Origin of the sequence: Proteus sp. fly-1067 (genome assembly GCF_040139345.1) — a bacterium.
In the GTDB taxonomy this organism is placed as follows: Bacteria; Pseudomonadota; Gammaproteobacteria; order Enterobacterales; family Enterobacteriaceae; genus Proteus; species Proteus vulgaris_B.
Genome location: NZ_JBEEUL010000017.1, coordinates 1 through 21831 on the forward strand (window position 1 = coordinate 1; position 21831 = coordinate 21831).

Annotated in this window: 17 protein-coding genes and 1 tRNA gene; 13 read left to right on the plus strand and 5 right to left on the minus strand. The window is 39.7% G+C overall.

Features of this window, described 5'->3' with window-relative positions; all coding sequences use genetic code 11:
- The first annotated feature begins 82 nt into the window (after window positions 1–82).
- Window positions 83–158: transfer RNA gene (locus tag ABN217_RS17285), tRNA-Trp, on the plus strand.
- A 203-nt stretch (window positions 159–361) separates the two neighbouring features.
- Here the strand turns inward: ABN217_RS17285 and hdfR are convergent.
- Entirely contained in the window at window positions 362–1183 is an 822-nt protein-coding gene (hdfR, locus tag ABN217_RS17290) for an HTH-type transcriptional regulator HdfR (RefSeq protein ID WP_115351255.1), read from the minus strand.
- 115 nt (window positions 1184–1298) lie between these two features.
- Between hdfR and ABN217_RS17295 the strand changes: the two genes are divergently transcribed.
- A complete protein-coding gene (locus ABN217_RS17295) occupies window positions 1299–1637 on the plus strand; it encodes a MaoP family protein (protein ID WP_072070866.1) in 339 nt (112 codons plus the stop codon).
- A gap of 46 nt (window positions 1638–1683) precedes the next feature.
- Here ABN217_RS17295 and ABN217_RS17300 read toward each other — a convergent pair whose 3' ends face one another.
- A complete protein-coding gene (locus tag ABN217_RS17300; protein WP_197269673.1) occupies window positions 1684–3216 on the minus strand; it encodes a YifB family Mg chelatase-like AAA ATPase in 1533 nt (510 codons plus the stop codon).
- A gap of 442 nt (window positions 3217–3658) precedes the next feature.
- Between ABN217_RS17300 and ilvL the strand changes: the two genes are divergently transcribed.
- The 6 genes from ilvL to ilvA all read left to right on the plus strand — a co-directional run bounded on the left by ilvL (window position 3659) and on the right by ilvA (window position 10250).
- The gene (gene ilvL / locus ABN217_RS17305; protein WP_071788577.1) at window positions 3659–3760 is read left to right on the plus strand and encodes an ilv operon leader peptide; all 102 of its coding nucleotides are present in this window, start codon (window positions 3659–3661) and stop codon (window positions 3758–3760) included.
- 130 nt (window positions 3761–3890) lie between these two features.
- A complete protein-coding gene (gene ilvG / locus ABN217_RS17310) occupies window positions 3891–5540 on the plus strand; it encodes an acetolactate synthase 2 catalytic subunit (protein WP_349459692.1) in 1650 nt (549 codons plus the stop codon).
- Window positions 5537–5812 (plus strand): acetolactate synthase 2 small subunit, encoded by a 276-nt coding sequence (gene ilvM, locus ABN217_RS17315; protein WP_023583660.1) that lies wholly within the window; start codon window positions 5537–5539, stop codon window positions 5810–5812. The genes ilvG and ilvM overlap by 4 nt, the downstream gene beginning before the upstream one ends.
- 10 nt (window positions 5813–5822) lie before the next feature.
- A complete protein-coding gene (locus tag ABN217_RS17320) occupies window positions 5823–6749 on the plus strand; it encodes a branched-chain amino acid transaminase (RefSeq protein WP_349459693.1) in 927 nt (308 codons plus the stop codon).
- A 72-nt stretch (window positions 6750–6821) separates the two neighbouring features.
- Window positions 6822–8672: a dihydroxy-acid dehydratase gene (gene ilvD, locus ABN217_RS17325; protein ID WP_196554216.1), complete on the plus strand. Its 1851-nt coding sequence runs from the start codon at window positions 6822–6824 to the stop codon at window positions 8670–8672.
- Window positions 8673–8675: 3 nt separating this feature from the next.
- A complete protein-coding gene (gene ilvA, locus ABN217_RS17330) occupies window positions 8676–10250 on the plus strand; it encodes a threonine ammonia-lyase, biosynthetic (protein ID WP_196554217.1) in 1575 nt (524 codons plus the stop codon).
- On the opposite strand, the gene ilvY is transcribed toward ilvA, so the two are convergent.
- Window positions 10236–11123, minus strand: a complete 888-nt coding sequence (ilvY, locus tag ABN217_RS17335) for an HTH-type transcriptional activator IlvY (RefSeq protein ID WP_072070861.1) — start codon at window positions 11121–11123, stop codon at window positions 10236–10238. The two genes, ilvA and ilvY, sit on opposite strands and share 15 nt — an antisense overlap.
- A gap of 169 nt (window positions 11124–11292) precedes the next feature.
- Here ilvY and ilvC point away from each other — a divergent pair, with 169 nt between their 5' ends.
- Window positions 11293–12768, plus strand: a complete 1476-nt coding sequence (ilvC, locus tag ABN217_RS17340) for a ketol-acid reductoisomerase (RefSeq protein ID WP_196554218.1) — start codon at window positions 11293–11295, stop codon at window positions 12766–12768.
- Between the two features lie 371 nt (window positions 12769–13139).
- On the plus strand, window positions 13140–15164 hold the full coding sequence (gene rep, locus ABN217_RS17345; RefSeq protein ID WP_196554219.1) for a DNA helicase Rep: 2025 nt from the start codon (window positions 13140–13142) through the stop codon (window positions 15162–15164).
- A gap of 73 nt (window positions 15165–15237) precedes the next feature.
- Here the strand turns inward: rep and gppA are convergent, their stop codons facing one another.
- Window positions 15238–16746, minus strand: coding sequence for a guanosine-5'-triphosphate,3'-diphosphate diphosphatase (gene gppA, locus ABN217_RS17350; RefSeq protein ID WP_196554220.1), 1509 nt, complete (start codon window positions 16744–16746; stop codon window positions 15238–15240).
- A gap of 3 nt (window positions 16747–16749) precedes the next feature.
- Complete coding sequence (rhlB, locus tag ABN217_RS17355; protein WP_349459694.1) at window positions 16750–18051, minus strand: ATP-dependent RNA helicase RhlB; 1302 nt, start codon at window positions 18049–18051, stop codon at window positions 16750–16752.
- Between the two features lie 119 nt (window positions 18052–18170).
- Between rhlB and trxA the strand changes: the two genes are divergently transcribed.
- The 3 genes from trxA (at window position 18171) to wecA (ending at window position 21824) form a co-directional block, all read left to right on the plus strand.
- On the plus strand, window positions 18171–18497 hold the full coding sequence (gene trxA / locus ABN217_RS17360; RefSeq protein ID WP_006535838.1) for a thioredoxin TrxA: 327 nt from the start codon (window positions 18171–18173) through the stop codon (window positions 18495–18497).
- Window positions 18498–19064: 567 nt separating this feature from the next.
- Window positions 19065–20324, plus strand: a complete 1260-nt coding sequence (rho, locus tag ABN217_RS17365; protein WP_036939597.1) for a transcription termination factor Rho — start codon at window positions 19065–19067, stop codon at window positions 20322–20324.
- 411 nt (window positions 20325–20735) lie between these two features.
- Entirely contained in the window at window positions 20736–21824 is a 1089-nt protein-coding gene (gene wecA, locus ABN217_RS17370; RefSeq protein ID WP_197269670.1) for a UDP-N-acetylglucosamine--undecaprenyl-phosphate N-acetylglucosaminephosphotransferase, read from the plus strand.
- The last annotated feature ends 7 nt before the right edge of the window (window positions 21825–21831 follow it).

Here is a 21831-nt window from a genome sequence, read left to right on the forward strand (position 1 = left end):
AGCGGTAGTTCAGTTGGTTAGAATACCTGCCTGTCACGCAGGGGGTCGCGGGTTCGAGTCCCGTCCGTTCCGCCAACTATTTAGGGGCGTAGTTCAATTGGTAGAGCACCGGTCTCCAAAACCGGGTGTTGGGAGTTCGAGCCTCTCCGCCCCTGCCAGTTACCAATTAAGTAATAACAAAATTTATACTTCTTTGTAGCCCAGTTAATTAACTGGGCTTTTTGTTATCTGTTATCCTATAAATCTTTCTTCCTGAGCATTTATTATGCTTTACCCTACAAGCTGACAACACATTTCCCTATACCAATATATCAGTATGACACTATTGATATTTATTGATAACTATAGAAAAAACTAAGCTTTATTGTTGGTTTATAGGCTGTTTTAATAGTTGTTGTATTAATGCTTGTTGATCACTGCTATTTAGCCAAACAGCAAATAAAGGCTTTTGAACAATATCCGTTGAGGCTGGCATAAGATCAGAATAAAGATCACGCCAATGTGTGGGAAGAAAAGCAACCGCATGTGTTGTTTTCATTAATTGATAGGCAATAGTTGCTGAATTAGTGGTTAAAATAGGATCAATTTTTGGCACTATTCCATTTGGAATAAAGGACTGAAAATCTGCACTCCACTCTATTTTGATAAATTGTGCTATTTCTTCTGTTTTATCTGATTTTATTTTCATCAACTGAAAAGTAATATCGCCAATAATTTTGCTTTCTAATTCATCCATCTTGGGTGCTTCAGTTGTAAAAAGAAGATCAAGTTCTCTTGCATGAAGTTGTTTTACAAGAGATTGCCTCGTAGAGACTCTAGATTCGATTCTGAGCTCTTTTCTTTCTAGATAAGATTCCTGTAACCAAGATGTTAGATAAGCTTCCCAGAGTGATGCTGTGGCGCCAATTGATAACTCAGAATGTTGAGATGCATGGCTAATTTCTTTTTTAGCTAAAAGCCAAGTATTCATTAACGATTCAGCATAAGGAATAAGCCTTTCACCAGCAACAGTGAGGCGGATATTATTGCGGTGGCGGGTAAACAGATTTGTGCCTAATTGTGTTTCTAATTGCCGTATTCTAAAACTAACCGCAGATTGCGTTAAATAAAGAGATTCAGCGGCTCGGCCAAAGTGTCTAGTCTTACTGACTTCCAAAAAGGTTTTCAGTAATTCGGTATCCACATCTATCTCCAAAAAAATTTGTCGTTACGATTTAAATATTTTGTTTTACAGAACCGCATGACTATCTAATACTCCGCGCCATAAGTATGACGATAGAGAATTAGGAGTGTGTCAGATGGCAGAAAGTTTTATCACGACTAATCGTTTTTTTGACAATAAACATTATCCGCGTGGTTTTTCTCGTCATGGCGATTTCACTATCAAGGAATCCCAGATATTGGAACGTCATGGTCAAGCCTTTAATGAACTTGATTTAGGTAAACGAGAGCCTACAACTGAAACGGAAAAATTATTTGTTGCCATGTGTCGTGGCGAACGAGAAGCAGCAACGGTTGAAGAAAAAATTTGGAAGAAATATACCAGTCGTATAAGTCGTCCAAAACGTTTTCATACATTATCGGGTGGAAAGCCACAGCTCGATCCATCTGATGACTATACCGACTCTGATGATTAATATCATTAGTTTTAGTAAAAAGGAGCGTTTTTTCGCTCCTTTTTATTTATCCATCTAATTGCTTTTGTAAATAGATCATTAATCTATCCATTGCGCGAAAGCTTAATGCTTCAATTAAATGATTTCTCTGTATTTTCTCTTCATCAGCAAGATCTGCAATTGTTCTCGATACTCTTAAGATTTTATGCCATGCGCGTATAGATAATCCTAATTTATTGAGTGTATCCTCGAGAAAAGTGGCATCACTGGTATTTAATGAGCAATAGCATTCAATTTCTTTCCCTGTTAGGTAAGTATTCACTTTTCCGCACCGTAAAAATTGCCGTTCTCTTGCTTTTAAAACTCGGGCTCTAATTGTCATGCTATTTTCTGTCTCAAATGAAGGATGAATCAGTGCGCCTTGAGGAAGAAGGGGCATCTCGACAGATAAATCAAATCTATCTAGAAAAGGCCCAGAAACCTTGCTTAAATAGCGTAATATCTGTTTTATTGGTGCTCGATTATGATTACCTTGATAGTGTCCTGTTGGGCTTGGATTTAATGCACCTATCAGTAAAACATTTGCTGGATAGCTTATTTTGGCTTTGGCTCGTGAAATAGTAATCTCTCTCGCATCGAGTGGCTCACGTAATGCGTCCAGTACACGGCGTTCAAACTCTGGCAATTCATCTAAAAACAAGATCCCATGATGTGCTAAGGTAATTTCTCCTGGTTTAGGAAGTGTTCCACCTCCCGTTAAAGCAACCGCAGATGAAGTATGATGCGGTGCTCTAAAAGGTCTTAAGGGCCATTTTCGTTCATTAAATGTAATTCCTCTTAAACTACTAATGACCAAGACATCAAGTGCTTCTTTGGGGGTTAAAGGAGGGAGAAGCGTACTTATTCTTTGTGCTAACATTGTTTTCCCAGTTCCAGGCGGGCCAAGAAATAAAATGTTGTGATTTCCTGCTGCTGTAATTTCTGCAGCTCTTTTTGCATTATTCTGACCAATTATATCGCTCATATCTTTATTATCTTGATTTTCAATTGCGTCATTAATAATAAATTCTTCCGCTTCAATTAATGGCGTATTATTTTCTAGATGATGACAAATTTCTAAAAGATGAGAGGCTAATAAAGCAGATCTATTTGGTAATAATGAAACTTCCGTTTGATGTTCTATTGATACAATACATATTCGATGATCTTTTGAAGCGCTAAGTACGGAAGGAATAATAGCGTTTACTCGTTGAAGCTTACCTGAAAGTGCAAGCTCTCCAATAAACTCATAACGTTCTAATTTATTTGAGGTTAATTGCTCTGATGCAATTAATATTGCAAGTGCAATAGGTAGATCATAACGCGCCCCTTCTTTGGGTAAATCGGCAGGCGAAAGGTTAATTGTTATTCTTTTTGCTGGATAAATATATCCACTATTAATTAATGCGCTTCTTACTCTGTCTTTTGCTTCTTTAACGACTGTCTCAGGCAAGCCCACTAATGTTAATCCGGGTAATCCTTGACTAATATGTGCTTCAATCGTAATAAGTGGTGCTGAAATTCCTAAAGAAGCTCGAGTATATATTATTGCCAATGCCATTTTTTATTCTCCATTATTTTTAATCTTTTTAATTTATTTTTTCTTGTGTGTTAAATGGAGTGTTAAATAAATGCGAGATATCTCTAAAATAAAATAACGTATTGAAATATAATAAAAATATAAATTCAGATATAATTATTTAAAGTAATATAAAATTAATTAAATATATATTTATCATCTAAGTTCAAATAAAAAAATTCAATAATTAAAAAAATAAAATACCAGCAATAACAACAGCATTAATCACTAATAAATTAATAATTTAAAGGTTAATAGTCTGATGGGTGTTTGGTTTATAAAAATATTCATAAAAATCATTATGTTGAGATTATTTTTAAAATAAACGTTGTCAATACTAAAATATCATGATAACTCTAAAAGGACAGAGTGAAAGAAAACACAACAAACATACATTTTTAATAAGAAAAGAAGTTATAAAACTATGAATACTATCGTCCTAGTGATTAGCCTAATTATTGTCAGCGTGGTGGTGATTATTAACCCACCGTGCGGGGCTGCACTAGGACGAAGAAAGGCTAACTAAACTAGCCGGATCTCTTAAAAACCCCCGCACCGAAAGGCGCGGGGGTTTTTTTTGAGCCTGAGTTTGAAAAAGAGATTAAATAGAAAATAAATTCAAATTAAACAAGAAGTTAAGATGGTAGGGTGAGAGGATGAATGGAGCACAGTGGTTAGTACAGGCATTACGAAAACAGCAAGTTGAAACCGTCTTTGGTTATCCTGGTGGTGCGATTATGCCTGTTTATGACGCACTCTATGATGGCGGTATTGAACATATTTTATGTCGTCATGAGCAAGGTGCTGCCATTGCTGCTATCGGTTTCGCCCGTTCTACAGGTACAACGGGTGTTTGTATTGCGACATCAGGCCCAGGCGCTACTAATGTTATCACTGGACTTGCTGATGCATTGTTAGACTCTGTGCCTGTTGTTGCTATTACAGGGCAAGTTGCCTCTGATTTAATTGGGACTGATGCATTTCAAGAGATTGATGTTTTAGGTCTTTCGTTGGCATGTACTAAACACAGTTTTTTAGTCTCATCTGTGGATGAATTACCAAGAGTATTATCAGAGGCATTTTCTATAGCCTCTCAAGGGCGTCCTGGCCCTGTTTTAATTGATATCCCGAAAGATGTTCAATTAGCTGATGCTTCCCATTTATCAAGTTATGAATTACCTGAGGAACAAGAATTTCCTTATCCAACACAAGAGTTAGCACAAGCTAAACAGATGTTAGCACAGGCACAAAAACCTATTTTGTATGTAGGTGGAGGTGTTGCCATGAGCAATGCAGTGGATGCATTAAGAGAGTTTGTGAAACAAACCGAAATACCTGTTGTTTCTACGTTAAAAGGGTTGGGCTGTGCTGATGCGTTAGATGATAATTATTTAGGTATGTTAGGCATGCATGGCACTAAAGCGGCAAATTATGCAGTTCAGCGTAGTGATTTATTAATTGCTGTTGGTGCGCGTTTTGATGATCGTGTCACGGGGCGATTAAATACTTTTGCGCCTAATGCCAAGGTTATCCATATCGATATCGATCATGCAGAATTAAATAAATTGAAACAGGCGCATGTTGCGTTATTGGGGGATGCTAAGGGGTTGTTGCCTGTATTGTCTCAGTCATTATCTATCGCATCTTGGCAACAAGAAGTACAAGAATTAAAAACAGAACATGCTTGGCGTTATGATCATCCGGGTTCTGCAATTTATGCCCCTTTGTTATTAAAACAATTATCAGATGCCAAACCTAAAAATACTGTTGTGACAACAGATGTTGGCCAGCATCAAATGTGGTCGGCGCAACATATGGCATTTGATGCACCTGAAAATTTTATTACCTCAAGTGGTTTAGGCACCATGGGGTTTGGTATCCCAGCTGCTGTTGGTGCTCAAATTGCTAGACCTGATGCTTGTGTTATCTGCGTCTCAGGTGATGGTTCTTTTATGATGAATGTGCAGGAACTGGGCACAATCAAACGTAAACAATTACCAATCAAACTGGTGTTATTAGATAACCAACGTCTTGGTATGGTTCGCCAATGGCAAGAACTATTTTTTGAACAACGTTATAGCGAAACAATTTTAACGGATAATCCAGATTTTGTTGCCTTGGCAAAAGCATTTGATATTCCGGGGCAACGTATCACAGAAAAAGCACAGGTTGCTGATGCTATTACATGTTTATTAGAGAGCGATGGCCCTTATTTACTACAGGTATCTATCGATGACGCTGAAAATGTCTGGCCTTTAGTTCCGCCGGGCGCAAGTAATGATGAGATGATGGAGAAATCAAAATGAACCAACACAATATCACAATTGAAGCCCGTTTTTGTCCAGAGATCTTAGAACGTATCCTGAGAGTTATCCGCCATCGTGGTTTTCATATATGCTCAATGAACATGAATATCACGGAAAGTAATAATATCAATTTAAGCCTGACTGTAAGCAGCCAGCGACCATTAGAACTTTTATGCAGCCAGTTAACAAAATTAGCTGATGTTGCAGGTATTCAAGTATCACATCAACAAAAAGAAAAATTACGGTTCATGAATGCACTCAGTGCCATGTAAGGATAAAAGAATGACAAAGCAAGCTGATTATATTTGGTTTAACGGTGAAATGGTTCCATGGGCTGAGGCAAAAGTGCACGTTATGTCTCACGCATTACATTATGGAACTTCTGTGTTTGAAGGTGTGCGTTGTTATGATTCTCATAAAGGACCAGTGGTTTTTCGCCATCGTGAACACATGCAACGTTTACATGATTCGGCAAAAATTTATCGTATGCCAGTTGAGCAAAGTGTTGACGAATTAATGGAAGCATGTCGCACAACTTTACGTAAAAACAAATTAGTCAGTGCTTATATTCGTCCATTAGTTTTTATTGGCGATGTCGGTATGGGAGTTAATCCGCCAGCAGGTTATAAAACGGATGTGATTATCGCTGCATTCCCTTGGGGAGCCTATCTTGGTGAAGAGGCTTTAGATAAAGGTATCGATGCGATGGTTTCTTCTTGGCATCGTGCGGCACCAAACACTATTCCAACCGCAGCAAAAGCTGGTGGGAACTATTTATCATCATTATTAGTGGGAAGTGAAGCGCGTCGTCATGGCTATCAAGAAGGAATAGCATTAGATGTTCATGGCTATTTATCAGAAGGTGCAGGTGAAAACTTATTTGAAGTAAAAGATGGTGTTATTTTTACACCTCCATTTACTTCATCAGCACTGCCAGGGATCACGCGTGATGCCATCATCAAATTAGCAAAAGATCTAGGTTATGAAGTGCGTGAACAAGTGCTTTCTCGTGAATCACTTTATCTTGCAGACGAAGTCTTTATGTCAGGCACAGCCGCAGAGATAACACCAGTACGTAGCGTTGATGGTATTCAAGTAGGTATCGGACGTTGTGGTCCTGTGACCAAAGCAATTCAAAAAGCCTTCTTTGGTCTGTTTACGGGTGAAACAGAAGATAAATACGGCTGGTTAGATCCAATCAATTCATAAACATAATCAAATAAATTTGTTTAGCGGGTAGATCGTTCCCTACTCGCTTTCTTTATCGCAGGAGTGTGAAAAATGCCTAAATACCGTTCAGCAACAACGACACACGGTCGTAATATGGCTGGAGCCCGTGCCTTATGGCGTGCAACAGGAATGACTGATGCTGATTTTGGTAAACCCATTATCGCAGTTGTGAACTCATTTACGCAATTTGTACCGGGTCATGTGCATCTGCGGGATTTAGGAAAACTCGTTGCTGAGCAAATTGAAGCCGCTGGTGGTGTCGCTAAAGAATTTAATACCATTGCGGTTGATGATGGCATTGCAATGGGGCACGGTGGAATGCTCTATTCTTTACCATCGCGTGAGCTTATTGCTGATTCTGTTGAGTATATGGTTAATGCGCACTGTGCTGATGCAATGGTGTGTATCTCAAACTGCGACAAGATCACCCCAGGAATGTTAATGGCGTCTTTACGTTTAAATATTCCGGTTATTTTTGTTTCTGGTGGCCCTATGGAAGCGGGAAAAACGAAGCTTTCAGACCAACTGATCAAATTAGATCTGGTTGATGCCATGATCCAAGGCGCAAACCCAAATGTCAGTGATGCTGATAGTGAACAAATTGAACGATCAGCTTGCCCAACGTGTGGATCGTGTTCGGGTATGTTTACTGCAAATTCCATGAACTGTTTAACTGAAGCTCTGGGATTATCTCAACCGGGAAATGGCTCATTACTTGCAACACATGCTGATCGTGAAACACTATTTATTAATGCGGGTAAGCGTATTGTTGAATTAACCAAACGCTATTATGAAAAAGATGATGAATCTGCATTACCACGCAATATTGCCAAAAAAGAAGCCTTCGAAAATGCAATGATCTTAGATATCGCAATGGGCGGCTCGACAAATACGGTTCTGCATTTATTAGCAGCGGCTCAAGAAGGTGAAGTTGATTTCACTATGGAAGATATCGACAGGCTTTCTCGCCAAGTACCTCATTTATGCAAAGTAGCTCCAAGTACACAAAAATATCATATGGAAGATGTTCACCGTGCAGGTGGAGTTATGGGTATTTTAGGTGAATTGGACAGAGCCGGATTACTCAACCGCAATGTGGGTAATATCTTAGGATTAAGCTTGCCAGAAACGTTAGCACAATATGATGTAATGTTAACACAAGATGAACAAGTAAAATCAATGTTCCAAGCAGGCCCAGCAGGTATTCGTACAACGAAAGCATTTTCTCAAAATTGTCGTTGGCCAACCTTAGATACTGATCGTGAAAACGGATGTATCCGTAGTAAAGAACATGCTTATAGCCAAGATGGTGGATTGGCGGTGTTATCTGGTAATTTAGCGGAAGATGGTTGTATCGTTAAAACAGCGGGTGTTGATGAAGATAACTTGGTCTTTAGTGGCCCCGCAAAAGTATATGAAAGCCAAGATGATGCGGTAGAGGCCATTTTAGGTGGAAAAGTAGTTGCTGGCGATGTGGTAATTATTCGCTATGAAGGCCCTAAAGGTGGCCCTGGAATGCAAGAGATGTTGTACCCAACCTCTTATTTAAAATCAATGGGATTAGGGAAAGCTTGTGCTCTTATCACTGATGGACGTTTCTCTGGTGGCACATCTGGTTTATCTATCGGGCATGTTTCACCTGAAGCGGCAAATGGTGGAGTAATTGGTTTAGTGGAAGAAGGTGATATTGTCTCTATCAATATTCCAACCCGAGAAATCTCATTAAAGGTAGATGATAAAACGTTATCAGCTCGTCGTGATGCACAAAATGCCCGTGGTGATAAAGCATGGACACCACAAAATAGACAGCGCCAAGTTTCATTTGCCTTACGTGCTTACGCCTCTTTAGCCACTAGTGCCGATAAAGGCGCGGTGCGTGATAAATCTAAATTAGGGGGCTAAAAAATGGCTGCCTTTAGACCTTTAAATTCAGCGCCAAGTAGCGCTGAATATTTAAAAGCGGCGCTGAGCGCACCCGTTTATGAAGCCGCAATAGTAACCCCGCTTCAAGAGATGACAAAAATCTCTGAACGTTTAGAAAATATTATTTTAGTTAAGCGAGAAGACAGACAACCAGTTCATAGCTTTAAATTACGTGGTGCTTATACCATGATAGCGGGACTGACTCCTGAGCAAAAAGAAAAAGGTGTCGTGACGGCGTCAGCGGGGAACCACGCGCAAGGTGTTGCATTGTCAGCCAATCGAATGGGAGTAAAAGCTCTCATTGTGATGCCAGTGGCAACAGCAGATATCAAAGTTGATGCTGTTCGCCAATTTGGTGGAGAAGCTTTGCTTTATGGGGCTAATTTTGATGAAGCAAAAGCAAAAGCTATCGCGCTATCAGAAGAGATGGGATACACCTTTGTGCCGCCTTTTGATCATCCTGCTGTAATTGCTGGGCAAGCGACATTGGCGATGGAGCTTTTACAACAAGATGTTCATCTTGATCGAATTTTTGTGCCTGTTGGTGGCGGTGGCTTAATTGCAGGTGTCGCCGTATTAATCAAACAGCTTATGCCAGAGATTAAAGTAATAGGTGTTGAAGCTGAAGAAGCTGCATGCTTAAAAGCTGCTTTAGAAGTAGGGCATCCCGTTGAATTAGCAAGAGTTGGATTATTTGCTGAAGGTGTTGCGGTCAAGCGTATTGGTGATGAAACGTTTCGTTTATGCCAAAAATATGTTGATGATGTTATTACTGTGGATAGCGATGCAATTTGTGCCGCAGTAAAAGATTTATTTGAAGATGTACGTGCGATTGCAGAGCCTTCAGGTGCATTGGCATTAGCTGGGCTCAAAAAATATGTAGAAGAACACCAAATCAAAGGTGAGCGTCTTGCGCATGTTCTTTCTGGTGCAAATGTGAATTTTCATGGTTTACGCTATGTTTCTGAACGCTGTGAGCTCGGTGAAAAACGTGAAGCGCTATTAGCGGTGACTATTCCTGAACAGAAAGGGAGTTTCTTACGTTTTTGTCAAATCTTAGGTCAACGGGTTGTTACTGAGTTTAATTATCGTTATAGCGATGCTGATCCCGAAAATGCACGTATTTTTGTCGGTGTACGGTTAAGCCAAGGGTTACAAGAACGCAAAGAAATTTTACGTGAACTCACGGTAGCGGGTTATCAAGTTGCTGATTTATCTGATGATGAAATGGCAAAATTGCATGTGCGTTATATGGTTGGTGGGCGTCCGAATAAACCACTTAAAGAGCGCCTGTTTAGCTTTGAATTTCCAGAATCTCCGGGCGCTTTAATGAAGTTTCTAAAAACATTAGGGACTTATTGGAATATTACCTTATTTCATTATCGTAGCCATGGTACGGATTATGGACGTGTGCTGGTGGCATTTGAACTCCCTGAAACGGAAGAGCGTTTTGAGCGACATTTAGATGACTTGGGTTATGAGTATCATGATGAAACAGGAAACCCTTCTTTTCAATTATTCTTGTCACCGCAACCAGCAAGTTTAGTCGTGGAGTAGTCGCCAAAAAGCACTGATAACAGGTTCTTGAAGGCGTTTGTGTAATGTGCAAACGCCCAATTCAAAAGGTTCTACCATTGAAATATTATCAAGTGAAGAGATGCGATTACGTACAGGTTCAGGACAGTTATCAACGACAACCTGAGGGATAAGTGCAATACCACAACCTAATGCAACCATTGAAACAATTGCTTCATGTCCCGAAACCGTCGCATAAATTGAGGGATTATGGATACGATGGCGCTTAAACCATAGTGCGATCCGTTGTCTTGATGGGCCATGTTCAGGAATGATAAACGGAATATTGAGCCAATCTGGTTTCTCTTGAGTTGCAAGATGGCGAACATTGCAAGGTAGTGCTGGTGCAATCAGCACTAATGGGATTTCACCTATTTTTTCAAAACAGATATTTTCAGGAAGTTTGTCTGGTTTACCCGCGATACCTAAATCCGCTTCATCAGATTGCACTTTATCGACCGCATCAGCCGCATCACCTGTCGTGAGTTTTATTTCGACTAATGGGTTTTCAGCTCGAAAACGATCAAGAATAGGAGGTAAATGACTGTAAGCGGCAGTCACAGAACAGAATAGGCGTAACTCACCAGAAAGGCTGGGGCTATTTTGATTTAGCGTGTGTTTAAGTTGCTTATATTGCAATAAGGTTTGTTGGGCATAGCGCTTTAATTGTTCGCCAGCATCAGTAAGGGTGACTTGTCGGTTGTCACGTAAAAATAGTGGATGGCCTAAGCTTTCCTCAAGGCGTTGAATTTGACGAGATAGTGTAGAAGGGCTGACGTGCATTGCTTGTGCAGTCTTGGTGAAATGACAGCTTTCCGCTAAATGTACAAAGAGCTTGAGATCACGAATATCCATTGTCAGGCACTCATGTGATAAAAAAGAACGTTGCATTTTTTGCAACACTATCTTGTAAATATATCAATTTAAGCAACGGCTTTCATCCCCTATAGTAAAGTCATGCAACACCTCACAGAGAGTGAGGATAATAATAGCAAACACATACACAACGATTTTGGAGTCTTCTATGGCAAATTATTTTAATACATTGAATCTGCGTCAGCAGTTGTCGCAATTAGGTAAATGTCGCTTTATGTCACGTGAAGAATTTGCTGATGAAGCAAATTACCTGAAAGGCAAAAAAGTCGTTATCGTTGGTTGTGGCGCTCAAGGCCTTAACCAAGGTTTAAATATGCGTGATTCTGGCTTGAATATCGCCTATGCATTACGCCAAGAAGCAATTAATGAAAAACGTGCATCATGGCGTCGTGCGACTGAAAATGGTTTTGAAGTTGGAACCTATGAAGCACTGATCCCACAAGCAGATTTAGTCGTTAACTTAACGCCAGACAAACAACACTCAGCGGTTGTTCAAGCGGTTCAACCATTGATGAAATCAGGTGCAGCATTAGGCTATTCTCATGGTTTTAATATCGTTGAAGTGGGCGAAAAAATTCGTGATGACATTACCGTTGTTATGGTTGCACCGAAATGTCCAGGTACCGAAGTTCGTGAAGAATATAAGCGTGGCTTTGGTGTTCCAACATTGATTGCTGTTCACCCAGAGAACGATGCAAAAGGTGAAGGTATGGCTATTGCTAAAGCATGGGCCGCGGCAACTGGTGGACATCGTGCCGGCGTTTTAGAGTCTTCTTTTGTTGCTGAAGTAAAATCAGATTTAATGGGTGAGCAAACAATTCTGTGCGGTATGTTACAAGCAGGCTCACTGTTATGTTACGACAAAATGGTTGCTGATGGCGTAGAGCCAGGTTATGCAGGTAAGCTAATTCAGTTTGGTTGGGAAACCATTACGGAAGCCTTGAAGCAAGGTGGTATCACCTTGATGATGGACAGATTATCTAATCCAGCAAAAATGCGTGCCTATGCATTATCAGAACAATTGAAAGAGATCATGGCTCCGCTGTTTGCTAAACATATGGATGACATCATTTCAGGGAAATTCTCTGAGACAATGATGGCTGACTGGGCAAATGATGATAAAAACTTGCTGACATGGCGTGAAGAGACCGGAGCGAGTGCTTTTGAAAATTACCCTGAATATGAGGGAAAAATCAGCGAGCAAGAGTACTTTGATCACGGAGTATTAATGGTTGCGATGGTTAAAGCCGGTGTTGAATTAGCCTTTGATACGATGATTGAAGCAGGTATTTTTGCTGAATCAGCATATTATGAATCACTGCATGAGTTGCCATTAATCGCAAATACCATTGCTCGTAAGCGTTTATATGAAATGAACGTGGTTATCTCTGATACCGCAGAATACGGTAACTATCTGTTCTCATTCGCTGTTGTTCCTATGCTGAAAGAGTTTATGACAACATTGCAATCTGGTGATTTAGCGAAAAAAGTTCAAGATAATGGAACAGATAACGCACAATTACGTGATATCAATGAAGCAATTCGTCAGCACCCAATTGAAGCCGTAGGTAAAACGTTGCGCGGGTATATGACGGATATGAAGAAGATTGCCGTCGCCAACTAATTTTCTGATTTTTCGTCACTCTTTACGCGATAAGTGCGTTGGCTTCGCTCTGTTACCCAAGGCACATACTGATTGATTTTTCGTCGTTATTTACGCGATAAGTGCGTTGGCTACACTCGGTTACCCAAGTCACATACTGATGTATGCTCCTTGGGATAACCTCCTTTGCCGCCTTCTTCTCACGTAAATAGCTTAGAAAAATAAGCAGAAAATAAAGATTAAATTTTATTGAAACCGTATTTCTTCATGGAGTACGATTTTTCGTTTTTATAGTTTAAGGAAAATTGAAAGGGGGAATACTCAAGACTTTGGCTGGTTTCTGCTACAATTATCCCCCGTTATGTTCTTGGTTAATGAAGTTTGGAAAAAGTATGCGATTAAATCCCGGTCAGCAAAAAGCAGTTGAATATGTGTCAGGTCCTTGTTTGGTCTTGGCTGGCGCAGGGTCGGGTAAAACACGGGTTATTACTAATAAAATTGCACACCTTATTCGTCAATGCCAATATCCCGCAAAACAGATTGCGGCGGTTACTTTTACCAATAAAGCTGCGCGTGAAATGAAAGAGCGTGTTGCTCAAACATTAGGGCGCCAAGAAGCGAAGGGATTGATGATCTCAACGTTCCATACATTGGGATTGGAAATTATTAAACGCGAATATAAAGCGTTAGGGATTAAAGCTAAATTTTCATTATTTGACGATCAAGACCAGTCTGCACTACTCAAAGAATTAACAGTAGATTTATTAGAAGAAGATAAAGATTTACTTTCTCAGTTAAAGAGCCAAATCTCTAACTGGAAAAACGATATGCTCACGCCAGAACAAGCAATTGGAATGGCGAGATCGCAACAAGACCATACTTTTGCCGAATGCTTTCGACGTTATGAACAACATCTGCGTAGCTGTAATGTGCTCGATTTTGATGACTTAATTAGCCGACCAACCCTATTATTGCGCACAAATGAAGAAGTCAGAGAGCGCTGGCAAAGACGCATCCGCTATTTGTTGGTGGATGAATATCAAGATACCAATACAAGCCAATATGAATTGGTAAAGTGGTTGGTAGGCGAAAGGGCTCGTTTTACCGTTGTAGGTGATGATGATCAATCCATTTATTCATGGCGTGGTGCTCGCCCTCAAAATCTCGTGTTGTTACAAAAAGACTTTCCACAACTCAATGTAATCAAACTTGAGCAAAATTATCGATCTTCAGGGCGCATTTTAAAATCAGCGAATATATTGATTGAAAATAACCCTCATGTTTTTGAAAAACGATTATTTTCTGAATTAGGTTATGGTGATGAACTGCGAGTTTTAACGGCAAATAATGAAGAGCATGAAGCAGAGCGTGTAGCGGGTGAATTAATTGCCCACCATTTTATTAATAAAACGAATTATAAAGATTACGCGATACTTTATCGTGGTAACCATCAGTCTCGTGTTTTTGAAAAATATCTGATGCAAAATCGCATTCCTTATCGTATTTCAGGGGAAACCTCCTTTTTCTCACGAGAGGAAATAAAAGATATTCTTGCTTATTTGCGAGTCATTACTAATCCTGATGATGATGCGGCATTTTTACGTATTGTGAATAAACCTCGTCGTGAAATTGGACCAATAACAATCCAAAAATTAGGTGAATGGGCAAAAATTCGAGATAAAAGCTTATACAATGCCTGTTTTGATTTAGGGTTAAGCCAAACGCTAACTGGACGAGGTTTAAATTCATTACAAGCATTCTCACAATGGATGTCACGTATAGTGCAAAAATCGGAACGAGAGCCACTGCTGGCTGTGCGCGATTTATTGCATGAAATGGATTATGAAAGTTGGTTATATGAAACCTCAAGTAGTGCAAAAGCTGCAGAAATGAGGATGAAAAATATTAATCAGCTATTCTCATGGATGAGTGAAATGCTAGAAGGTAATGAATTACATGAACCTATGACTCTTTCTCAAGTGGTTAACCGCTTTACTCTGCGCGATATGATGGAGCGCGGTGAAACAGAAGAAGAGCTAGATCAGGTTCAGTTAATGACATTGCATGCCTCTAAAGGTCTTGAGTTTCCACATGTTTTTTTAGTGGGAATGGAAGAAGGTATATTGCCACATCAAAGCAGTATTGATGAAGATAATGTTGAAGAAGAGCGACGCCTTGCTTATGTGGGCATTACTCGTGCACAAAAAACACTCACGTTTACATTATGCAAAGAAAGACGTCAATATGGCGAATTAATTCGACCAGATCCAAGTCGTTTTCTGTATGAATTACCTCAAGATGATTTAAATTGGGATACTAATAAAAAGAAAGCGTTAAGTGCAGAAGAGAAGCAAGAAAAAGGGCAAAAGGGTGTGGCGGGATTAAGAGCAATGCTAGCAAAACATAAATCTGAATAATTTATTAGTTATTAAAATTAACCCCTTGTCATATAAATGTACAAGGGGTTTTTATTTTTGTATAAGTAAAAAGTTAACTTATACGAGAGCTATTTTGTTCTTCAATCATTAAAGACCAATGCACATAACTCTGTAGTTGGATCTCTTCTTGGAGATTTTCAGCCCGTAATGGGTGCTCATTAAGCCACTGATAAGGCAGGGTAATAATGAGTGTTTCACCCTCAGTACGTAATCGCAATGCGGGAAGTGTGTCATCGCGGCGACGGCTAGCAAAAATAATAGCTAATCGCAGTAGACGCACTAATTGATAGGCTTGATTTATCGGCAATGCATTTTGATGATTAAGAGGGGCAAGATCGATAATTCCCATTTGATTTCTTAATAACGATGCTAATAAACGTCGTTGTGCTGGTGTGTATCCAGGTAAATCAAGATGAGAAAGTAGATAGCTTGCATGTGACGGTGCTTGACGAAAATCAACACTGAGCCCAATTTCATGTAATGCACAGGCACTATTAAGTAATTCACGACAACGATTATCTAACTGCCAACTTTTACTGACTTGAATAAAAAAATGTTCAGCCAGTTGTTGTACGCGGTGTGCTTGCTCAATTTCAATTTGAAAACGACGTTGGATATTGCGAAGGGTGCGTTGGCGAATATCTTGCTCAATAGGTAAGTGCAACATGCCATAGACTAGCCCTTCTCTTAATGCGCCTCCCGCAAGGATCATATTTTTAATGTGCAAGGTTTCAAATATGGCGATCAAAATAGCAAGTCCACTTGGAAACACTAAGGCTCGTTCAAAAGTGAGCCCTTCAATTTCCAACTCTTCCAACTTTCCACATTCAATTGCTTTATGTTTAAGTCGTTCCAACTTAGGCAAGGTAATTAATTCATCCATTCCTTGCGCAATCATGATCTCTTGCAGAGCTTGAACAGTACCAGATGCACCTACGCAGACTTGCCAGCCTTGTTGAAGTAATTTCTCTGCAACAGGGGCGAGTATAGCTTTCGCTGCATCTTGTGCTTTGGCAAAATTTTCTTGAGTGAGAGTGCGATCAGTAAAATAGCGCTCTAACCAAGTCACGCAACCCATACTTAGGCTCATCAATTGCGTCGTTTTAGCGCCGGTACCTGTCACTAACTCAGTGCTTCCACCACCAATATCCACCACTAAACGTTGTTCTGCACCACCTGTGGTATGTGCAACACCACGGTAGATAAGGCGTGCTTCCTCCTCACCACTAATGACATGAACCGTATTACCCAGAATTTCAGAGGCTTTAGCGACAAAAATATCTGCATTTTTAGCAATACGTAATGTGGCTGTTGCGACGACTTTGATTTGTTCTGCTGGAATATCACGTAGATATTCAGAAAACAGTCGTAAACATTGCCAACCGCGTTCCATTGCCTGTTCTGACAATTCATTTTCACTGTTTAGGCCCGCAGCGAGTCGAACTTTACGTTTCACACGGGAAAGTACTTGTATTGAACCCGCAATTTCTCGAACGACTAACATATGAAAACTGTTAGAACCTAAATCAATAGCAGCATAAAGTGATGAAGATTTCAGCATAATTTATGGATGACTCGGGCGTTTATTTCGGTTGTTACGTTGAGTATTATTTCCTCGGTTTCGCGACGGCGCATTATTGCGACGAGGCTGATTTTGGCGAGGGCGGTGACGGCGTTTAGGCTCAGGAAGATCTGTCAATAACGCATCACTATTATATTTACTCACAGGAATAGCATGTTGAATATAGGTCTCAATTGCAGGTAAATTTAGGGCATATTCTTCACACGCAAGACTGATTGAATTACCACTATTACCCGCACGTCCAGTTCTACCAATGCGGTGAACATAATCTTCACAATCATCAGGTAAATCATAGTTAAAAACATGTGTTACAGATGGAATATGAAGACCTCTAGCTGCAACGTCGGTGGCAACCAGAATATCAAGATTACCTTGGGTAAAATCTTCTAAAATACGCAGACGTTTTTTCTGAGGAACATCACCTGTTAATAAACCAACGCGGTGTCCATCTGCGGCAAGGTGTGCCCAAATGTCGTCACAACGATGCTTTGTATTGGCGAAAATGATACAGCGATCAGGCCATTCTTCTTCGATTAACGTTTGAAGAAGGCGCATTTTCTCTTCATTTGAAGGATAAAAAAGCTCTTCTTTTATACTAAAACCTGTTTTTTGTTCAGGTTCAACTTCAACGTATTCAGGGTTATTCATTTGTTCAAAGGCAAGTTCTCTTACACGGTAAGATAGTGTTGCAGAGAACAACATATTCATACGCTCAGTCGCAACTGGCATACGGCGGAAGATCCAACGAATATCTTTAATAAAGCCGAGATCGTACATTCTGTCCGCTTCATCAAGTACTACAACTTGAATTGCGCTAAGATTAATATGACCTTGCTTAACATAGTCAATTAAGCGCCCAGTTGTGCCAATAACAATATCGACACCATTACTTAATACTTTTAGTTGTTCATCATAGCCGTCGCCACCATAGGCGAGACCCATCTTAATCCCTGTGCTTTGTGCAAGCTCTTTAGCATCAGAATAAATCTGCACGGCTAATTCGCGTGTTGGTGCCATAATAAGAGCACGAGGTTGGTTCGCTTCATGCCCTTCTTTTGCAGGGTGCGTTAAAAGATAATGAAACGTTGAGGTTAAAAACGCCAACGTTTTGCCTGTTCCTGTTTGGGCTTGCCCGGCAATGTCTTGACCTTTCACAGTGATAGGTAACGTCAATGCCTGAATTTGTGTACAATTAGAGAACCCTTTTTTCTCAAGGGCTTCTATCACTTTTGGATGCAAGGCGAAGTCGGAAAACTTCTTTTCTGTCAAATATGTTTTGCTCATAATGTAATAGAATATCAGTTATGGGTTGCATTACAAAAGTTTATCCGCTGAAATGCAGACAGACTTTTGTTATTTAATGTTACACTGGTACGGTCAATATTATTCTTTGGAGTAGAACAATGAGCGATAAAATCCTTCACTTATCTGACAGCAAATTCGATGCTGATGTATTAAATGCAACCGGCCCCGTGCTCGTTGATTTCTGGGCTGAATGGTGTGGCCCATGTAAAATGATTGCTCCTATTCTAGATGAAGTTGCAACAGAATACGCTGGTAAATTAACAGTTGCGAAGCTAAACATCGATCAAAACCCACTAACAGCACCAAAATACGGTATTCGTGGCATTCCTACACTGATTTTATTCAAAAATGGTGCAGTTGCAGCGACTAAAGTAGGTGCGTTGTCAAAAACTCAACTAAAAGAGTTTTTAGACGAAAATATCTAATTTGATTTAGATATCAAAAATAAAGTAGGACGTTTAGACCTTGTCAGTATTTCTGTTATTGACCGCTAGACGTCCGCTTCGAAGCATGATAAGTTAGCGCCACTTACTTACATAATATATCGGATCTTCTTGTCAATATGATTAGACATGATTAAATAAGTCTGAGATATTGAATATCAAGCGTGCAAAGTAATAGAATTGAATAACATGATATGATATTTAATCTAATATGATATTTAATATAAGTAATCTGAATTCATCTAACCAGTCAAGTTGCCTTAGAATAATCTATAGTATTCAGGGAATATAAATTTTTCCAAGTATGTTCCTAACCCATAAGTTGAAAGTACACTCATAGCATTAAGACAATGAATGTCACTTCTCTGGGTATAAAGCAGACTGGTCTAATAGTATTAATACTCTCTAACATTATCATTTTAGTTATACCCTTATGTTAGAAAGTTATAATCTGTAATTTTACACATGACGAAACTGACAGCGATTCGCTGTTATACTATTCACGTTCATAGTTCGAGAGTTACCCCGAGTTATTAAGAACCCACCATTATGAATCTTACCGAATTAAAAAATACGCCGGTATCAGAACTGATAGCACTTGGCGAAAATATGGGGCTAGAGAACCTGGCTCGAATGAGAAAGCAAGACATTATTTTCTCTATCTTGAAGCAACACGCGAAAAGTGGAGAAGATATTTTCGGTGACGGTGTGCTGGAAATATTGCAGGATGGCTTCGGCTTCCTACGTTCCGCAGACAGTTCCTACCTTGCTGGTCCCGATGATATCTACGTTTCTCCAAGTCAAATTCGCCGCTTTAACCTTCGCACTGGTGACACCATCGCAGGGAAAATCCGTCCTCCTAAAGAAGGTGAACGCTATTTTGCCCTCCTAAAAGTTAATGAAGTTAACTTTGATAAACCAGAAAATGCCCGCAGTAAAATCCTCTTTGAAAACTTAACACCTTTACATGCTAATAATCGTTTACGCATGGAACGTGGTAATGGTTCAACAGAAGACTTAACTGCGCGTGTTCTTGACTTAGCCGCACCAATCGGCCGTGGTCAACGTGGTCTTATTGTTGCTCCACCAAAAGCAGGTAAAACAATGTTGCTGCAAAATATTGCAGCAAATATTGCTCATAATTACCCTGATTGCGTATTGATGGTACTTCTGATTGATGAACGTCCAGAAGAAGTAACTGAGATGCAACGCTTGGTAAAAGGTGAAGTTATCGCCTCTACCTTTGATGAACCAGCTTCTCGCCACGTACAAGTTGCAGAGATGGTCATTGAAAAAGCAAAACGCTTAGTTGAGCATAAAAAAGACGTTATCATCTTGTTAGACTCTATTACTCGTTTAGCGCGTGCTTATAACACTGTTGTACCTTCGTCAGGTAAAGTGTTAACTGGTGGTGTGGATGCAAACGCATTGCATCGCCCTAAACGTTTCTTCGGTGCGGCTCGTAATGTTGAAGAAGGTGGTAGTTTAACTATCATTGCAACAGCGCTCGTTGATACTGGTTCTAAAATGGACGAAGTTATCTACGAAGAATTTAAAGGTACAGGTAATATGGAATTGCACCTGTCTCGTAAAATTGCTGAAAAACGTGTTTTCCCAGCGATCGATTATAATCGTTCTGGTACACGTAAAGAAGAATTGCTGACGACCCAAGATGAGCTACAAAAAATGTGGATCCTGCGTAAGATTATTCATCCTATGGGTGAAATCGACGCGATGGAATTCCTCATTAATAAATTAGCGATGACGAAGACAAATGAAGAGTTCTTTGACTTTATGAAACGCTCATAAGATTTATTAACAAAGCGGCTGAGCTAATAACAACATTAAAATATTAAAAGAGTGTGCTCTGTTACAGAATAAGTAATATCCCCTCAATTTATATGCTGTTAAGCTCGTTTACTTTGTTAGAATGACGATATGATAAAAACGCCACACTATTGTGGCGTTTTTTGTTTTTATTTTTTATGGGTGTAATTAAATTTTGAGTGCAATATTTTAGCGAGAAGTTGGTATATATATTGCATGTTTTAGTAATTGATAAAAATAGCGATGGCATCAATAAAAAATAGTTAAGGAAAACTTATAATTGATGAAGGGTGGTGGGTTTTGAAGAAACTCGTCGTGGTGGAGCTGGAAAAAAGAATAAAAACACATGGAAGGGTAAAATAACCAGCTATATTTATTATAGAGAACAGTACTGTGGATATACTAAAAATGAGCACAAGCGTTTTTTATGTGTTCTTATTTTCTTTCGCATTTTTATTCTTTGCTCGTAAAATTGCAAAAAAAATAGGACTCGTGGATAAACCAAATTATCGTAAAAAACATCATGGATTGATCCCTCTTGTGGGCGGGATTTCAGTCTATTTTGGTATTGTTTTCGCATTTTATATTTCAGATATTTACATTCCTCATAAGGAATTATATCTGGCATGTGCGGGACTTCTTGTTTTTATCGGTGCGTTAGATGATCGCTTTGATATTAGTGTCAAAATAAGAGCAACTATCCAAGCATTTGTTGGGATCGTGATGATGGTGGGGGCAGGATTAAAACTGGACACACTTGGTCATGCTTTTGGTCCTTGGGAAATGCATTTAGGGCCTTTTGGTTACATTGTGACACTTTTTGCCGTTTGGGCTGCAATTAATGCTTTCAATATGGTTGATGGTATTGATGGGTTATTAGGTGGTCTTTCTTGTGTTTCTTTTGGCGCGTTAGGTATTTTGTTATATCAAAGTGGTAATTCTGCGCTCGCATTCTGGTGTTTCTCATTTATTGCTGCAATTTTGCCTTATATCCTTTTGAACCTAGGGGTCTGCGGTAAAAAATTCAAAGTCTTTATGGGGGATGCTGGTAGTACCCTGATCGGGTTTACTATCATTTGGCTATTAGTTGCATCAACACAGACTCAGCCTCGTCCTGTAAAAGCAGTCACTGCATTATGGATAATTGCTATTCCTCTTATGGATATGGTGGCAATTATGTACCGCCGTTTACGTAAAGGGATGAGCCCTTTCTCACCAGACCGTCAACATATTCATCATTTGATTATGCGTGCGGGTTTTACCTCTCGCCAAGCCTTTATTTTAATAACGGTGGCTGCTGCACTTTTAGCCGCGATTGGTATTATCGGTCAAAACCTATCATTTGTCCCTGAATGGTTCATGTTGGCATTATTCTTGCTTGCATTTGTTATGTATGGTTATTGCATTAAACGCGCGTGGCGGGTCGCTCGTTTTATTAAACGACATAAGCGTCGCTTACGTAGAGCAACACAACAGCATTAATATAAGC

Coding starts and splice junctions, on each gene's coding strand:
- ABN217_RS17295 (WP_072070866.1), top strand. CDS start 1,299: ATGGCAGAAAGTTTTATCACGACTAATCGTTTTTTTGACAATAAACAT.
- ABN217_RS17300 (WP_197269673.1), bottom strand. CDS start 3,216: ATGGCATTGGCAATAATATATACTCGAGCTTCTTTAGGAATTTCAGCA.
- ilvL (WP_071788577.1), top strand. CDS start 3,659: ATGAATACTATCGTCCTAGTGATTAGCCTAATTATTGTCAGCGTGGTG.
- ilvG (WP_349459692.1), top strand. CDS start 3,891: ATGAATGGAGCACAGTGGTTAGTACAGGCATTACGAAAACAGCAAGTT.
- ilvM (WP_023583660.1), top strand. CDS start 5,537: ATGAACCAACACAATATCACAATTGAAGCCCGTTTTTGTCCAGAGATC.
- ABN217_RS17320 (WP_349459693.1), top strand. CDS start 5,823: ATGACAAAGCAAGCTGATTATATTTGGTTTAACGGTGAAATGGTTCCA.
- ilvD (WP_196554216.1), top strand. CDS start 6,822: ATGCCTAAATACCGTTCAGCAACAACGACACACGGTCGTAATATGGCT.
- ilvA (WP_196554217.1), top strand. CDS start 8,676: ATGGCTGCCTTTAGACCTTTAAATTCAGCGCCAAGTAGCGCTGAATAT.
- ilvY (WP_072070861.1), bottom strand. CDS start 11,123: ATGGATATTCGTGATCTCAAGCTCTTTGTACATTTAGCGGAAAGCTGT.
- ilvC (WP_196554218.1), top strand. CDS start 11,293: ATGGCAAATTATTTTAATACATTGAATCTGCGTCAGCAGTTGTCGCAA.
- rep (WP_196554219.1), top strand. CDS start 13,140: ATGCGATTAAATCCCGGTCAGCAAAAAGCAGTTGAATATGTGTCAGGT.
- gppA (WP_196554220.1), bottom strand. CDS start 16,746: ATGCTGAAATCTTCATCACTTTATGCTGCTATTGATTTAGGTTCTAAC.
- rhlB (WP_349459694.1), bottom strand. CDS start 18,051: ATGAGCAAAACATATTTGACAGAAAAGAAGTTTTCCGACTTCGCCTTG.
- trxA (WP_006535838.1), top strand. CDS start 18,171: ATGAGCGATAAAATCCTTCACTTATCTGACAGCAAATTCGATGCTGAT.
- rho (WP_036939597.1), top strand. CDS start 19,065: ATGAATCTTACCGAATTAAAAAATACGCCGGTATCAGAACTGATAGCA.